General features: G+C 33.8%; 12 protein-coding genes. 9 read left to right on the forward strand and 3 right to left on the reverse strand.

All coding sequences use genetic code 11. The features are described from left to right. The first annotated feature begins 71 nt into the window (after positions 1-71). The 6 genes from ACEN92_RS02070 to ACEN92_RS02095 all read left to right on the forward strand — a co-directional run bounded on the left by ACEN92_RS02070 (position 72) and on the right by ACEN92_RS02095 (position 6,343). Positions 72-605: a DUF6155 family protein gene (locus ACEN92_RS02070; RefSeq protein ID WP_495640708.1), complete on the forward strand. Its 534-nt coding sequence runs from the start codon at positions 72-74 to the stop codon at positions 603-605. A gap of 108 nt (positions 606-713) precedes the next feature. Further along, complete coding sequence (locus tag ACEN92_RS02075) at positions 714-2,252, forward strand: DEAD/DEAH box helicase (protein WP_495640709.1); 1,539 nt, start codon at positions 714-716, stop codon at positions 2,250-2,252. Positions 2,253-2,374: 122 nt separating this feature from the next. Beyond that, positions 2,375-3,577: a tetratricopeptide repeat protein gene (locus ACEN92_RS02080; RefSeq protein ID WP_495640710.1), complete on the forward strand. Its 1,203-nt coding sequence runs from the start codon at positions 2,375-2,377 to the stop codon at positions 3,575-3,577. 165 nt (positions 3,578-3,742) lie between these two features. Then, positions 3,743-4,789 (forward strand): o-succinylbenzoate synthase, encoded by a 1,047-nt coding sequence (locus tag ACEN92_RS02085; protein WP_495640711.1) that lies wholly within the window; start codon positions 3,743-3,745, stop codon positions 4,787-4,789. A 105-nt stretch (positions 4,790-4,894) separates the two neighbouring features. Continuing rightward, positions 4,895-5,368, forward strand: coding sequence for a CYTH domain-containing protein (locus tag ACEN92_RS02090; RefSeq protein WP_495640712.1), 474 nt, complete (start codon positions 4,895-4,897; stop codon positions 5,366-5,368). Positions 5,369-5,374: 6 nt separating this feature from the next. Continuing rightward, a complete protein-coding gene (locus ACEN92_RS02095) occupies positions 5,375-6,343 on the forward strand; it encodes a YpdA family putative bacillithiol disulfide reductase (RefSeq protein WP_495640713.1) in 969 nt (322 codons plus the stop codon). A 124-nt stretch (positions 6,344-6,467) separates the two neighbouring features. Here ACEN92_RS02095 and ACEN92_RS02100 read toward each other — a convergent pair whose 3' ends face one another. Next, on the reverse strand, positions 6,468-8,036 hold the full coding sequence (locus tag ACEN92_RS02100) for a protein adenylyltransferase SelO (protein WP_495640714.1): 1,569 nt from the start codon (positions 8,034-8,036) through the stop codon (positions 6,468-6,470). Positions 8,037-8,042: 6 nt separating this feature from the next. Then, on the reverse strand, positions 8,043-8,576 hold the full coding sequence (gene msrA / locus ACEN92_RS02105; protein WP_495640715.1) for a peptide-methionine (S)-S-oxide reductase MsrA: 534 nt from the start codon (positions 8,574-8,576) through the stop codon (positions 8,043-8,045). Between the two features lie 182 nt (positions 8,577-8,758). Here msrA and ACEN92_RS02110 point away from each other — a divergent pair, with 182 nt between their 5' ends. The 3 genes from ACEN92_RS02110 to ACEN92_RS02120 all read left to right on the forward strand — a co-directional run bounded on the left by ACEN92_RS02110 (position 8,759) and on the right by ACEN92_RS02120 (position 14,697). Then, positions 8,759-10,246, forward strand: a complete 1,488-nt coding sequence (locus ACEN92_RS02110; RefSeq protein ID WP_495640716.1) for an aminotransferase class V-fold PLP-dependent enzyme — start codon at positions 8,759-8,761, stop codon at positions 10,244-10,246. 395 nt (positions 10,247-10,641) lie between these two features. Beyond that, positions 10,642-12,423, forward strand: a complete 1,782-nt coding sequence (rpsA, locus tag ACEN92_RS02115; RefSeq protein ID WP_074661654.1) for a 30S ribosomal protein S1 — start codon at positions 10,642-10,644, stop codon at positions 12,421-12,423. Positions 12,424-12,576: 153 nt separating this feature from the next. Further along, positions 12,577-14,697, forward strand: a complete 2,121-nt coding sequence (locus tag ACEN92_RS02120; protein ID WP_495640717.1) for a DUF7619 domain-containing protein — start codon at positions 12,577-12,579, stop codon at positions 14,695-14,697. A gap of 271 nt (positions 14,698-14,968) precedes the next feature. Here ACEN92_RS02120 and ACEN92_RS02125 read toward each other — a convergent pair whose 3' ends face one another. Next, entirely contained in the window at positions 14,969-15,442 is a 474-nt protein-coding gene (locus ACEN92_RS02125; RefSeq protein WP_495640718.1) for an ExbD/TolR family protein, read from the reverse strand. Positions 15,443-15,475: the final 33 nt, after the last annotated feature.

Genomic DNA, 15,475 nt, shown 5'->3' on the forward strand with positions numbered 1-15,475 from the left:
TAAGTATTATCGTTGATTATTGAAGTATGAATAGTAAAAGTAATTTACTTTTGTATTCTTAAACTTTGAGTATGAGCAAGCGCGATTTAAAAAAATATCTGGCAGAATTAAATAAAGAACAGCTCGAAGAACAAATTATTGAGTTGTATGAAAAATTTAGTCCCGTGAAAGTTTTTTACGATTTTGTTTTTAATCCAAAAGAAGATAAACTTTTGCAGGAAAGTAAAACTAAAATTTCTCATGAGTATTTCCCTGTAAAAAAGCCAAATGCCAAATGGAAACCAAAAGCAAAAATGCGGCGTTCTGTGGCTCAAAAGTATATCAAACATTTCATTTTACTCGGTGTAGATCCTTTCGTAACTGCCGATGTTATGTTTTATAATATCGAAATTGCACAGACTTATTCATCCGGAAATTTTATAAAGCAGGAATTGTTTTATAAAAGCATGTTGAATTCTTTTGAACAGGCTGTGAATTTTGTAATTTCTAACGGAATCTTAAATGAGTTTAAAGAAAGGATTATTAAAATTCAACAAGAAACTATTCAGCAAAAATGGAAGAACAGGTATGATTTTGAAGCAATAGCAGATAAAATTGACTTATAGAGCTTTTCTTATAAAAAAAACTTATTTAAAAAAATCATTTATTTTAAGTTAAAATAAGATGAATAACTGTTTTTTAGGTGTATTTTTGCAAAAATCCAAAAAAATACAATGTCTCAAAACACTTTAGAAATAGAAAGAGAAGAGAAAAAAGAACTTTATGCATACCAAAAGGGCGACATAGATGCCATTTTTGAACGTTTAGACAATGCTCCTTCGCAACATCATCTGTTATATCAATTGCCAACCGGTGGCGGAAAAACAGTAATTTTTTCCGAAATTGTTCGCCGTTATTTAACTCATAATGATAAAAAAGTAGTGGTTCTGACACACCGTATTGAACTTTGTAAGCAGACTTCAAAAATGCTGAAAGGTTTTGGTGTTTCCAATAAAATCATCAACAGCAAAGTAAAAGAATTACCGGATCAGAACGATTATTCGTGTTTTGTTGCGATGGTTGAAACCTTAAAAAACCGTATCAATGACGAAAAATTACATTTAGATAACATTGGTTTGGTGATTATTGATGAGGCACATTATAATTCCTTTAGAAAATTATTAAACTCATTCAAAAATGCTTTTATTCTTGGAGTAACGGCGACACCTTTAAGTTCGAATATAAAATTACCAATGCACCAGAGCTACGATGAACTTATTGTGGGTGATACCATTAGCTCATTGATAGACAAAGGATTTTTGGCCAAAGCAACTACATATAGCTATGATGTTGGCCTGACCTCTTTAAAAGTGGGTATCAATGGAGATTACACCGTAAAATCGTCAGATGATTTATATACCAATACCGTTATGCAGGAGAAATTACTGCATGCTTACACAGAGCGCTCATTAGGTAAAAAAACCCTGATTTTCAACAATGGTATTCATACTTCGTTATACGTTTATGAAACTTTTAGAGAAGCCGGTTACGATATCAGGCACCTGGATAATACCAGCAGTGCCGAAGAACGTAAAGATATTTTGGCATGGTTCAAAAAAACGCCTGATGCTATTCTGACTTCGGTTGGAATCTTAACGACAGGTTTTGATGAGCCAACCGTTGAAACTATTATCTTAAACAGAGCAACAAAATCACTAACGTTGTATTATCAGATGATTGGTCGTGGATCTCGTAAATTACCTGGTAAAGACGAGTTTACGGTTATTGATTTGGGTAACAATGCCGCACGTTTTGGTTTATGGAGCGAGCCGGTAAACTGGCAGCACATTTTTAAATCACCTGAGTTTTATTTAGAAAATCTGCGTGATGATACAGAAATCGAATTGTATTTTAAATATACTATGCCACCTGAATTACGTGCTAAATTCAGCAAAACAGCCGATGTTACTTTTGACGTTGATGAAGAACACAAATTAATCATCAAGCAAAACTCGCGTTCCAAAGTAGTTTTAGATAAATCCTTAGAACAGCACGCAGCAATGTGCGTCGATAACACCGAAACATTGCAGGAAGCAAAATCACTCGGAAAAGAATTAGATGACGATATCGAATGCCGTATCAAGCGTTATGCAAAATGTTTGAGCCAGTGCAGTAAAAACTACCGCGAATGGCTGGTTGACGACTACAAACTAAAAATGGTTTTACTGATAGGTAAAAAGTATCGGGAGAAAATCATGAACGAACCGGATTGATTAGTGGCATAAAATTTGAAAAAGTTAAGTTTGTTGCGCTGAGCGAAGTCGAAGCGCATTGATATTAATTTTGACATTGATATTAATTTCCATCAGGGCTAAAACGTATTAATCCATAAAAGATGAATTTGAAGAAAATATTTGTTTTGTTTTTAATTAGTTCTTTTTATAATGCTTTTGCGCAAAAAGATGGCTATTGGGACAAAGAAAGAGCGACTACAAAAGAAATAATCGTTTCAGCAGGTGACAGGATTACCGTAAAAACCGAGGACTTACCTGTAGGAACAACTGAAATTGTTTACCGCATAACACTTTTGGATGAAAATCAGCAAATGGCAAATAGTTTGGTTTCAGTACTAAAAGCTATTCCAGATCCATATGGCATTGGTCAGGGCTCAGCCGGAGCTGTATTTTTAATGTCAAAAATTTCAGGAGATGACAAATGTACCTATGCACTTTTTACCTCCGATGCAAATGCAAAAAAATACGTTGCTGATGGCAAAACCAAGGATGCGTGTTTTTTTCAGGCTGAACCATTAAGCAAGGATGCCAAACGTCTTTCACTTGATAAATCTTCTTGTTTAGAAGTAAATACCAATACAATCTGGTTTGGTTTTGAAAGCAAAAACTGGCTGTTGAAACAAAAAATAGTTTTAGAAGTGGTGCCCTGGGTTGACACGAAGCTTAACCGTGGCTGGAACCAGGACAATAAAAATGAAATTATCAGTTTGTGCAAAACTTCTACAATGGCTCAAAAAATGGCTAACTCTGATGATTTTTGTGTCTGTATTTTAGAGAAAATCATGAAGCAATATCGTTATGGTGAATTTCAAAAATTGCTTTCAATAGAAAAAAACAAAGCCTATAAAGATTTCGGAAGTGTGTGTTACAATGATGCAGCCATTTCTAAAAATGTTTTTAATGATTTAAGAACTCAGGCAAATACTTTAATTAAGCTGCAGAAATACAACGAAGCTATTCCTAAGTTAAATACAATTATTAATGCCGGAAAAGCCGCTGCAATTGACTACGGGACTATTGGTTATTGTTATATTCTGACCAAACAATACGGAAAAGCAATTAAGTTTTTAAAAGAAGGCGAGAAATTAGACGATACCGAATTATTGGTAAAACTAAATCTGGCACATGCTTATCTGGTAAGTGATAAATATAGCGATGCAAAAGCAATTTATAAAAAATACCAATCACAAAACGTTACCGACTCCGTGAGCTGGAAAGATAAAACAAAACAGGATTTTATTATTTTTCAAAAAGCAGGATTGCCTTCGTCAGACTTTGAGAGGGTTTTGAAATTGTATAATTAAAAAATGTTTTCCACCATATATTTCATTTACCATATAAGTGATATAAGTTCATTTAAATTTAAAGCTGCGATCTGGTATCAGGCTGAGCGAAGTCGAAGTCCTTTCTCAAAGCCAAACTTAATTTTTCTTATAATCACTTATATGGTTTAAAAAAAAATACCACACATGAAAGCAACTTACCATAAATACATGCTCGAATTTAAGCGTCCTTCCGGGACATCTCGCGGGATTATGACAGAGAAAGAAACCTGGTTTATTGTACTCGAAGAAAATGGTAAAAAAGGAATAGGAGAGTGTGGTATTTTAAGAGGACTCAGTGCAGATGACAGAGATGATTATGAAGAAAAACTAAATTGGGTTTGCCAAAATATTCATTTAGGAGAAACAGTTCTTTGGGAAAAATTATTACAATTCCCTTCAATTCAATTCGGAATCGAGATGGCTTTTTTATCTCTAAAAAGCAAAAATCCATATCTTTTATTTCCTTCAGACTTCACGGATAATTCTAAATCAATTGCAATAAATGGTCTGGTCTGGATGGGCGAGGAAGCTTTCATGAAGGAGCAGATTGAAGAAAAATTAACACAGGGATTTACCTGTATAAAACTCAAAATTGGAGCTATTGATTTTGAGAAAGAATTGCAATTATTGCACTTTATTCGGAGTCATTTCTCAGAAAAACAAGTTGAAATCCGTGTTGATGCTAACGGTGCTTTTTCTTCAGATAAAGCTTTAGATAAATTAATTCAATTATCTGGTTTTAAACTTCATAGTATAGAGCAGCCTATTCAAAAAAACAATACTGACAGGATGGCAGAGCTATGCAAAACAACACCTTTTCCTATTGCTTTGGATGAAGAACTGATAGGCGTCTTTTCTTTAGAAGAAAAAGAAGCGCTTTTGCAAAAAATCATGCCGCAGTACATCATTTTGAAGCCGAGTTTTGTAGGTGGTTTTCGAGGTACACAGGAATGGATCACGTTAGCGGAAAAATACAATATCGGATGGTGGATCACGTCTGCATTAGAAAGTAATATTGGATTGAATGCAATTGCGCAATGGACATTTTTACAAAACTCAGATATGTCTCAGGGTTTGGGAACCGGAGCACTTTACACAAATAACTTTGATTGTCCGCTGGAAGTTTTAAACGGACAATTGTGGTATAATAATTCTAAAAATTGGGACTCTTCTTTTTTGGAAAAAGCCTAATAAAATCGTTTTTGTTATCTCATAATTTACAAACTGAAATTGGAATTTTGAAATTATCTCTGAATTAAATTGAGTAACTTGCATAAAATTTAATTATCAGAAGAAATGATTGAGATTGAAAGAAAGTTTCTTGTAAAATCAGACCAATTCAAAGCACAGGCTTTTGCCCAAAATAAAATTGCTCAGGGCTACTTAAGTTCGCTGCCGGAACGAACAGTTCGTGTTCGGATTAAGGGCGAAAGAGGGTTTCTTACCATTAAGGGAATTGGGCATCATGGCGGGATGTCGCGTTTTGAATGGGAGAATGAAATTCCGCTTAGTGAAGCACAGGAATTGCTCAAATTATGTGAAAAAGGAAAGATTGAGAAAACGCGTTTCGAAATAAAATCAGGAAATCATGTTTTTGAAGTTGACGAGTTTTATGGCGAAAACGAAGGTTTGGTCATGGCTGAAATTGAGTTAAAATCAGAAGAAGAGTCCTTTGAAAAACCGGATTGGCTGGGTGAAGAGGTAACAAATGACGAACGATACTACAATGCTTATTTAAGTAAAAATCCTTTTAAGGATTGGGAAAAATAATATTTTATGGCACAATCATACGATCTGATAATTGTTGGTGGCGGACCAATTGGACTGGCCTGCGCAATTGAAGCTCAAAAGAAAGACCTCAAATACTTGATTATAGAGAAAGGCGCAATTGTCAATAGTATTTTTAATTACCCTTTGTATATGACTTTCTTTTCTACAGCGGAAAGACTTGAAATTGGCAATATTCCTTTTAATTGCCTGGCACCAAAACCGGGACGTCAGGAAGCATTGGAATATTATCGAAATATTCATCGCTACTTTAACTTCAATATAAATTTATTTGAAAAAGTTATTGAAATTCAGAAGATTAAGGATGAGTCTTTTAAAATCACAACAGATAAAGATCTTTACGAAGCCAAAAACGTGATTATAGCGACGGGTTTTTATGATATTCCGATAGGAATGAATGTAAAGGGAGAAGAGCTGCCTAAAGTTCGACATTATTACAAGGAAGCTCATGAATATGCCTTTAGAAACGTCTTAATTGTCGGAGCCAATAATTCATCTGTTGATGCAGCTTTGGAATGTTGGAGAAAAGGCGCAAATGTGACAATGGTAATTCGTAAAAGCGAAATCAATAACCGCGTAAAATACTGGGTCAAACCGGATATAGAGAACAGAATTGCCGAAGGAAGCATAAAAGGCTATTTTGAATCGAATATTACTGAAATCAGGGAGAATGAGGTAGAAATTGAAACTCCGAACGGCAAAGTAATTGTTGAAAATGATTTTGTTTTGGCCCTGACCGGCTACAAACCTGATCTGTCTTTTCTTGAAAAAATGGGTATCAGGCTTTCTGAAGATGAGTTAAAAACACCAACATACAATCCTGAAACGATGGAAACGAATGTAAAAGGATTGTTTTTAGCCGGCGTAGTGTGCGGTGGAATGCAGACTCATAAATGGTTTATTGAAAACTCCCGCGTTCATGCCAATATGATTGTAGATTATATTACTTCGAAATAAAATGTTTGCCACGAATTTCACAAATTTGCACGAAACAGATTGGGTTAAAACTGAATTACACCAATTGTGTATGAGTACAATATTTTTTTTAGTGAAAATTAGTGAAATTTGTGGCGAAAAAAAATTAAGAACTACAAGAAAGCATTGAGCAGCCTACTTTTAAGCGTGCCCAATCCGGTCTTTTTGCAAACCACTTTTCGTATTCAGGCTGTTCATCATAAGGTTTTTTCAATAATTCATATAATTCGGCAATTAGAGAATAATCCTCTTTATCAGCTTCATCAATTGCTAATTGCGCCATGTAGTTTCGTAATACATATTTCGGATTAACTGAATTCATAAGTTGGATTCTTTCCTCATCTAAAGTGTTTTCCTGAATGAGACGTTCCAGATAATCCGTAAACCACAATAGCCAATTATCCAGAATAGTATCTTTAATTTCATTCAGATTATAGAAAGCATCTTCAATCGCTTTTAAAGCTTTTTCTGCTGAATCAGTTTTTTTAATTTTGTTAAGATTGCGATAAAAAATAGTCATATCGGTTTCTGATAGTTGTAAATTCGATTCCAAATAAGTGATAAATTCATCGTCACTTTCAGTTGAAGTGGTTAATCCTAATTTGCTTAAGATCATTTTTTTATAATCAGAATTAAAATCAGAAATAAATGATTCCAGTATTTTTTCCAATGGCTCCGCTTCATTGATCAATGGATAAAGAGAATTAGCCAATTGATACAAATTCCATTGTGCAATCTGGGGCTGATTTCTGAAACGATATCTTCTGTTTTGGCTGTCGGTTGTATTAGGCGTCCAGTTTGGATCATAATTTTCCAGCCAGCCATAAGGTCCGTAATCGATCGTAATTCCGTGAATCGACATGTTATCTGTATTCATTACGCCATGTACAAACCCAACGCGCTGCCAATGCAAAATCATTTCACGGGTTTTGTCAGCTACGGTTTTGAAAAACTGTAAATATTGTTCCTTTGGTTCGCCTTTAATTTCCGGGAAGTAATATTTGATATTGTACTCTGTAAATTGTTTTAAATTTTTCAATTCGTTTCGGGCTGTAAGCATTTCAAAACTTCCAAAGCGAATAAAAGAAGGAGCGACACGGCAGACGATGGCACCTTTTTCATAAGCAGGATTTCCGTTGTATAAAATATCACGCAGCACTTCGTCTCCTGACAGCATCAGTGAAAGCGATCGGGTGGTAGGAACTCCTAAATAATGCATTGCTTCTGCAGACAAATATTCCCGGACGGAGGATCGTAAAACGGCTAAACCATCAGCGGTTCTGGAATAGGGTGTTTTTCCGGCACCTTTTAATTGTAAAGTAAAAAAATGATTGTTGTGTTCAACCTCGGTTAAATTGATGGCGCGGCCATCTCCCAATTGTCCGGCCCAATTTCCGAATTGATGCCCTGCGTAACACATCGCATACGGACGTGTATCCGGTAAAATTTCTTTTCCTGAAAAAACATTCAAAAATTCTTCAGATTGAATTTCATCAGCTGAGATTCCAATCAATTCGGCTACTTCCTCAGAAGCATGAATTAGTTTAGGTTCGGAGGGTTTTGTGGGATTCACATAGGAAAAAACCGCTTTCGAAACCTGGCGAACTTCATTGGTTTCATTAGGATCAGCAGGCAATTCCGAGGTAAATCGATTATTTATTTTTAGATATTTCATTCTGATTTATTCAATTAATTTATCAGCGTACATTTTTTTTAATTTTTGTACTTTAGGATCGATTACCATTCGGCAATAACCGGCTTCCTGATTGTCGTTATAATAATTTTGATGCACTTCTTCAGCTTCATAGAAAACCTGAAATGGTTTCAATTGTGTTACAATCGGATCTGAAAAGAATGGCGCTATTTCCTGAAAAACCTGTTCTGCAACTGATTTTTGAGCTTCATCATGGTACAAAATGATAGATCGGTATTGTGTTCCGCTGTCTGCACCTTGTCTGTTTAAGGTAGTTGGATCATGACTTGTCATAAAAATGGTAATCAAATCATGATATGAGAGTACGTCAGGATCAAAAGTAACCTGTATGACTTCAGCATGGCCGGTTCTTCCTGTACATACTTCTCTATAGGCAGGATTTTTTATCTGACCATCTGAATAACCTGACTGTATGGTTTCAATTCCTTTTAAACGCTGAATTACAGCTTCTATACACCAAAAACAGCCACCTCCAAAGGTCGCTACTGATACGTCTTTCATTTGTGCTTGTGTTTTAATCGATTTGTCCTATTAGTTATGTAGGGTATTTTATTAAATTGCTTGTAAAAAGTGTGTTTGATTAAATATATTAAAAAATAACTTAAAATTTAAAGTTTATAATTGATAAATTCTCAATTTTTGTAAAAAAATAATACATTTGCTCTCAAACAAAAGATACACTCATGAACAGCAAAAATAATACCATGACTTTAGAAACTTATTTTAAAAATTTTCGAAAAAATATTGTTGGAATTAATCAGGAGTTTACTTCACCTTACGGAAAAAAACAAATTATTTATACAGACTGGACTGCCAGCGGGAGGTTGTATCGCCCAATTGAAGAGAAACTTTTAAATGAATTTGGCCCTTTTGTTGCGAATACACATACAGAAACCACTGTGTCAGGTACTGCCATGACAAAAGCGTATCATCATGCCAGACATATTATAAAACGTCATGCTAATGCCAGTTCTGATGATGTTTTGATTACAGATGGTACAGGAATGACAGGTGTTGTAAATAAGTTTCAGCGAATTTTGGGGTTGAAAGTTCCTGAAAACCTGAAAGCTTTTACCAATATCCCTGCAGAGAAAAAACCAATAGTTTTTATTTCGCATATGGAACATCATTCCAATCAGACTTCATGGCTGGAAACTATTGCAGATGTTGAAATTATTCCGTCATGTGACAAAGGCCTTTTTTCTCTGGAGAATTTAGCGGAATTATTGAAAAAATATAAAGACAGAACCATAAAAATTGCTTCGATAACATCTTGTTCGAATGTAACGGGTTTAAAAACACCTTTTCATGAAGCTGCCAAATTAATGCATCAGCATAATGGTGTTTGTTTTGTTGATTTTGCCTGTTCAGGTCCTTATGTGCAAATTGATATGCATCCTGAAGATCCGGAAGCGTATCTGGATGCAATTTTCTTTTCTCCACATAAATTTTTAGGAGGTCCCGGAACTTCGGGAGTATTAATTTTTAATAAAAAATTATACAATAATATGATTCCGGATTGCCCGGGCGGAGGAACGGTAAGCTGGACCAATCCCTGGGGAGAACATAAATATATTGAAAACATCGAAGACCGTGAAGATGGGGGAACTCCTGGTTTTCTGCAAGTCATGAAAACGGCATTGGCAATTGAGCTTAAAGAAGAGATGGGTATTGAAAATATCCTGCAGCGTGAACATGAAATTGTGGATTTTATTTTTAATGAATTAAATGATGTCCCAAATATTAAAATTCTGGCAGGACAGCATCAGAATCGTTTGGGAGTTATTTCGTTTTTTATTGACGATTTGCATTTTAATCTGGGTGTAAAACTGCTGAATGACAAATTTGGGATTCAAACCAGGGGAGGATGCAGCTGTGCCGGAACTTATGGGCATTTTTTACTGCATGTTGATCAGGAAGCTTCAAATAAACTGGTTGATGAGATTACGATTGGCGATTTGATGAAAAAGCCGGGCTGGATCAGAATGTCAATTCATCCAACAACTACAAACAAAGAAATTGCTTTTGTTTGTGAAAGCATCAAAGATTTGGCTAAAAACCATGAAGTATGGAAACAGGATTATTTGTATGATAAAAAAACGAATGAGTTTATTCATAAAAATGCCAATTCGTTTGAGGATGAATTGGTGGCTGGGTGGTTTGCTTCTTAGTTAGAAATAATAAATTTTATGTACCCCGACAGGTTTTTTAGAATCTGTCGGGTTTTGTTTAAGTAGGTATAGAACTTAAAAATCGCAAAACTTCTAACCTAGCCCCGATAGAGCTGATATCCTTTCATGGTTTCGTTTTTGGTACGAGACCATGAAAGATATAGGCGAAAGCGGGACTTTTGGCCTCGAAAAGCCTTAAAAGTTGTGCTTCTAAGCAATTGACTGATAATCATATTGATTTTAGTTTGCTATTACAAATAAATGTATTAATTTTGCAGACCTTTTGGCAAAGAAGAGTTTCCATTAGGTATCAACTATTTATGTAAAACAACTTCTGTTTTTTCTACTGCTTTATGAAACTCGAGGGAAACAGAATACAAATTTTTTATCAGCATATGTCTGAACAATTAAAATCACAAGAAGAGTTTTTAGCAAATTTTAACTGGCACAATTTCGAAGAAGGTATTGATGCAGTAGATGAAAAAAACTTACAAGAGTTTGAAGACTTAGTATCTAAAACTTTCATCGCTACAGATCAGGAAGAAGTAGTTGAAGGTGTTGTTGTTAGAATTACAGATAGAGACGTTATCGTTGATATCAATGCTAAATCTGAAGGTGTTATTTCTTTAAACGAATTCCGTTACAACCCAAATTTAAAAGTTGGTGACAAAGTAGAAGTATTAATCGACATCCGTGAGGATAAAACAGGTCAGTTAGTATTATCTCACAGAAAAGCACGTACTATTAAATCATGGGATAGAGTTATTTCTGCAAATGAAACAGGAGAAATCGTTAATGGTTTTGTAAAATGCAGAACTAAAGGTGGTATGATCGTTGACGTTTTCGGAATTGAAGCTTTCTTACCTGGTTCTCAAATTGACGTTAAGCCAATTAGAGACTACGATGTATATGTAAACAAAATGATGGAATTCAAAGTGGTAAAAATTAACCACGAATTCAAAAACGTTGTTGTATCTCATAAAGCGCTTATCGAAGCTGATATCGAAGTACAGAAAAAAGAAATCATCGGTCAATTACAAAAAGGACAAGTATTAGAAGGTGTTGTTAAAAACATTACTTCTTATGGTGTGTTCATTGACTTAGGTGGTGTTGACGGATTAATTCACATTACTGACCTTTCTTGGAGCAGAATCAATCACCCAAGTGAAGTTCTTGAATTAGACCAAAAATTAAACGTTGTAATCCTTGATTTCGATGATGAGAAAACAAGAATTCAATTAGGATTGAAACAATTAAACGCTCACCCATGGGATGCTTTAGATGCTAATTTAACTATTGGTGATAAAGTAAAAGGTAAAGTAGTTGTAATCGCTGATTACGGTGCATTTATCGAAGTTGCTGAAGGTGTTGAAGGTTTAATCCACGTTTCTGAAATGTCATGGTCAACTCATTTACGTTCTGCTCAGGATTTCGTAAAAGTTGGAGATGTTGTTGAGGCTGTTATCTTAACTTTAGATAGAGATGACCGTAAAATGTCATTAGGTATCAAACAATTGACTCAGGATCCATGGACTGATATTACTTCTAAATACCCGGTAGGTTCTAAACATACAGGTATCGTTAGAAACTTTACAAACTTTGGTATTTTCGTAGAATTAGAAGAAGGAATTGATGGATTAATTTACATCTCTGACTTATCCTGGACTAAGAAAATCAAACACCCATCTGAATTTGTAAATGTTGGTGAAAAATTGGATGTAGTTGTATTAGAATTAGATGTTGAAGGACGTAAATTATCTTTAGGTCACAAACAAACTACTGCTAATCCTTGGGATCAATACGAAGATTCTTTCGCTGTAGGAACTATCCACAATGGTGAAATTTCTGAAATCGTTGACAAAGGAGCTACTGTAGAATTCGGAGATGATATCGTTGCTTTCATTCCTACTCGTCACCTTGAAAAAGAAGACGGAAAGAAATTGAAAAAAGGTGATACTGCTGATTTCAAAGTAATTGAATTCAACAAAGAATTCAAAAGAGTAGTTGCTTCTCACACTGCTATCTTCCGTGAAGAAGAAGAGAAAAACGTGAAAGCTGCAACTGAAAATACTTCATCTAACTCTTCTAACACAAATGCACCAGCTGCAACTTTAGGAGATAACAATGATGTATTAGCTGCATTAAAAGCTAAAATGGAAAAAACTGAGAAAAAATAATTCTTAGTAGAGACGCACTGCAGTGTATCTCTACATCCATATAAAAAGTCCCATAGCGATGTGGGACTTTTTTTTATGCCTTATAATTTATTTTTAACAAATAAAATTGTATTATTACTTTGAAAAGTTACTTTTGTGTGAAAATTTATATATATGAAGAAAATTTACTTTTTGGTTCTGGCTTTATGCTTTTTTAATGGATTGAGTGCGCAGGTTATTAACTTTCCTGATGCTAAATTAAAAGCAAAACTTTTAACTGCAGCTGTCGGAAATACTGTACCGGTTGCATCTGTGCAATATTTTAATCCAGGATATCCAACTTATTACAATAAGATTGATACAAATAATGATGGTGAAATTCAAATTAGTGAAGCATTATTAATTAAATCATTAGATATTTCTAATGCAAATGTTACTGATTTAACAGGCTTATCGTATTTTAGTAATTTGCATACACTTTTTTGCCATAGTAATAAAATATCAAATTTATCTGAACTTAACTTAATTCCAAGTTTAGTGCAATTTCAAATGAATAACAATACTGGTAGTTTAAGTCAAATTGATTTATCTAATTTAATTAATTTAAAAACACTTACTTGTATATCTGATAAATTAACCGTGATAAATGTTTCTAAGAATGTAAGCTTAGAAAATATTTCTTGTCAAGACAATAAACTTACTTCGTTAGATGTATCAAATTGCCCAAATTTAAATTGGTTAGTATCTTTTTATAATCAATTAGAATTTTTAAATATTAAAAATGGCAACACCAAAGATTGGGCAAATTTATTTATTCATAATGGTGAACGATATTTAAGATATATATGTTCAGATGAAGAAGATGTAGCATTGGTTCAAAAGGAGACTTCAAATTTACCAAATTGTCATGTAAATACTTATTGTAGTTTTACACCTGGAGGTACGTTTTATACTATTGAAGGTAACCAAAAATTAGATTTTTTAAATGACGGTTGTGATAGTGATGATAATTTAATTCCATATTCCAAATACTTATTAAGTGATGGTACTTCTACTCAAATACTATTTGCAAACAATTTTGGATCCTATTATATTCCTGTGCAAGCTGGAGAATACACGCTAACACCACTACTAGAAAATCCAAGCTATTTTTCTATAACTCCTCAAAATATTACAGTTAATTTTCCAACACAAACTAGTCCGTTTATTCAAAATTTCTGTGTTTCTAATTTTGACAAACATGATGTTGAAGTAATAGTTGTTCCTGTTAACTCTGCCAGACCAGGCTTTGAGGCTAATTATAAAATCATCTATAAAAACAAAGGAAACAGAATAGAAAACGGGACAATTAATTTACAATTTAAAGATGCAGTTTTGGAATTGGTTGATGCTAGTCCTGTAGCTTCTACTCAAACTGAAGGTAACTTATCCTGGATTTTTTCTAATTTAAAACCATTTGAGACTAGAGAAATTACTTTTACATTAGATGTAAATTCGCCAATGGAAATACCTGCAGTAAACAACGGTGATATATTAAAATTTGTAACAACAATAGCATCACAAAACGCAGACGAAACTCCACTTGATAACACATTCACTTTAAATCAGACAGTTGTAGGCTCTTATGATCCAAATGATAAGACTTGTTTAGAAGGTTCTGTTATTACTCCAAGTTTAATAGGCGAGTATGTGCATTATATGATTCGTTTTGAAAATACCGGAACTTATCCAGCTCAAAATATTGTTGTAAAAGATATGATTGATTTAACGAAATTTGATATTTCGACTTTGATCCCAACAAGTTCAAGTCATCAATTTGTTACTAAAATCTCTGAGAATGATAAAGTAGAATTTATATTCGAAAATGTCAATCTTCCTTTTGATGATGCGAATAATGATGGATATATTGCTTTTAAAATTAAGACACTTCCAACATTAAAAGTAGGAGATTCATTTACTAACGAAGCGAATATCTATTTTGATTATAATTTTCCGATACTTACTAATAAAGCTACATCAAAATTCCAAACGACTTTAAGTAATCCCGATTTTGAGTTTTCAAATTATTTTACTTTATATCCAAATCCTGTAAATGATGTTTTGAGCATTAGTGCTACTCAAAATATAGAAATGCAATCATTGGCAATTTATGATATTTTAGGACAATTGGTTATTGCTGTTCCAAATGCAAAATCTGTTTCTAATATTGATGTTTCTAAGCTTAGAACTGGTACATACTTTATAAAAGTAAAGTCAGATAAAGGAAGTTCGAGTATGAAGTTTATCAAGAAATAAAACAATGCTTTTTAAATAGAAAGTCCCACAGGAATGTGGGACTTTTTTTGTCTTTTTGTTTTGGTTCATGTTTGTCAGTTCGAGCGGAGTCGAGAACTTATTTGCATTTCGACTTCGCTCAATGTGACAGCTAAGGGAAATGCAATAGATAATTTGAAAGTTCTTTTTAAGAAGCTATTTCTGGCTATCATTCAAATCTTTTATGCCGAACCCCGGAAAAGGATTTTTCCTTCTATCCGGGCTAGGAAAATCATTTCATAAGAAGTTTAGATTATTTTACAGCCAATAATTTTGATTCTTCCGGAGTATAATAATCAACAATAGAGTAGGAGTTTATTCCTGTAATTTTCATCTCATCAAGAATATCTACCAAATTACCATAATTTGAATTCTTACTTGGTTTAATGATTACTGTTACATCTCTTTCTGGTTTACCTTTTTCTGCTGAATATTCAAGTACTTTTTTATTTCTTTCTAATAATTCTTTTCTAATTCCATTTTTTCCGTATTGCACTTCTTTTGGTGCTTCAATTGGAAAAAATAATAATCCTGAATAAGTAATTATTTTGTTATCATCACCAAGCAAAAGTGTTAGAGTACGATTTTCATCATGAAGTATACAACCTGTAAAGCGCCATCCATCATCATAATCGTTGTCGGGCGAACTTAAATCCATTGCTTGAGGTTTTGATAATTCAGCAGCGACCATAAAAAAGATAATTAATAAAAAAGAAACGCTGACCATTGCAGTTAAATCAACTCTTGGACTTAACTTTTA

Source organism: Flavobacterium sp. Flavsp81 (genome assembly GCF_059491325.1).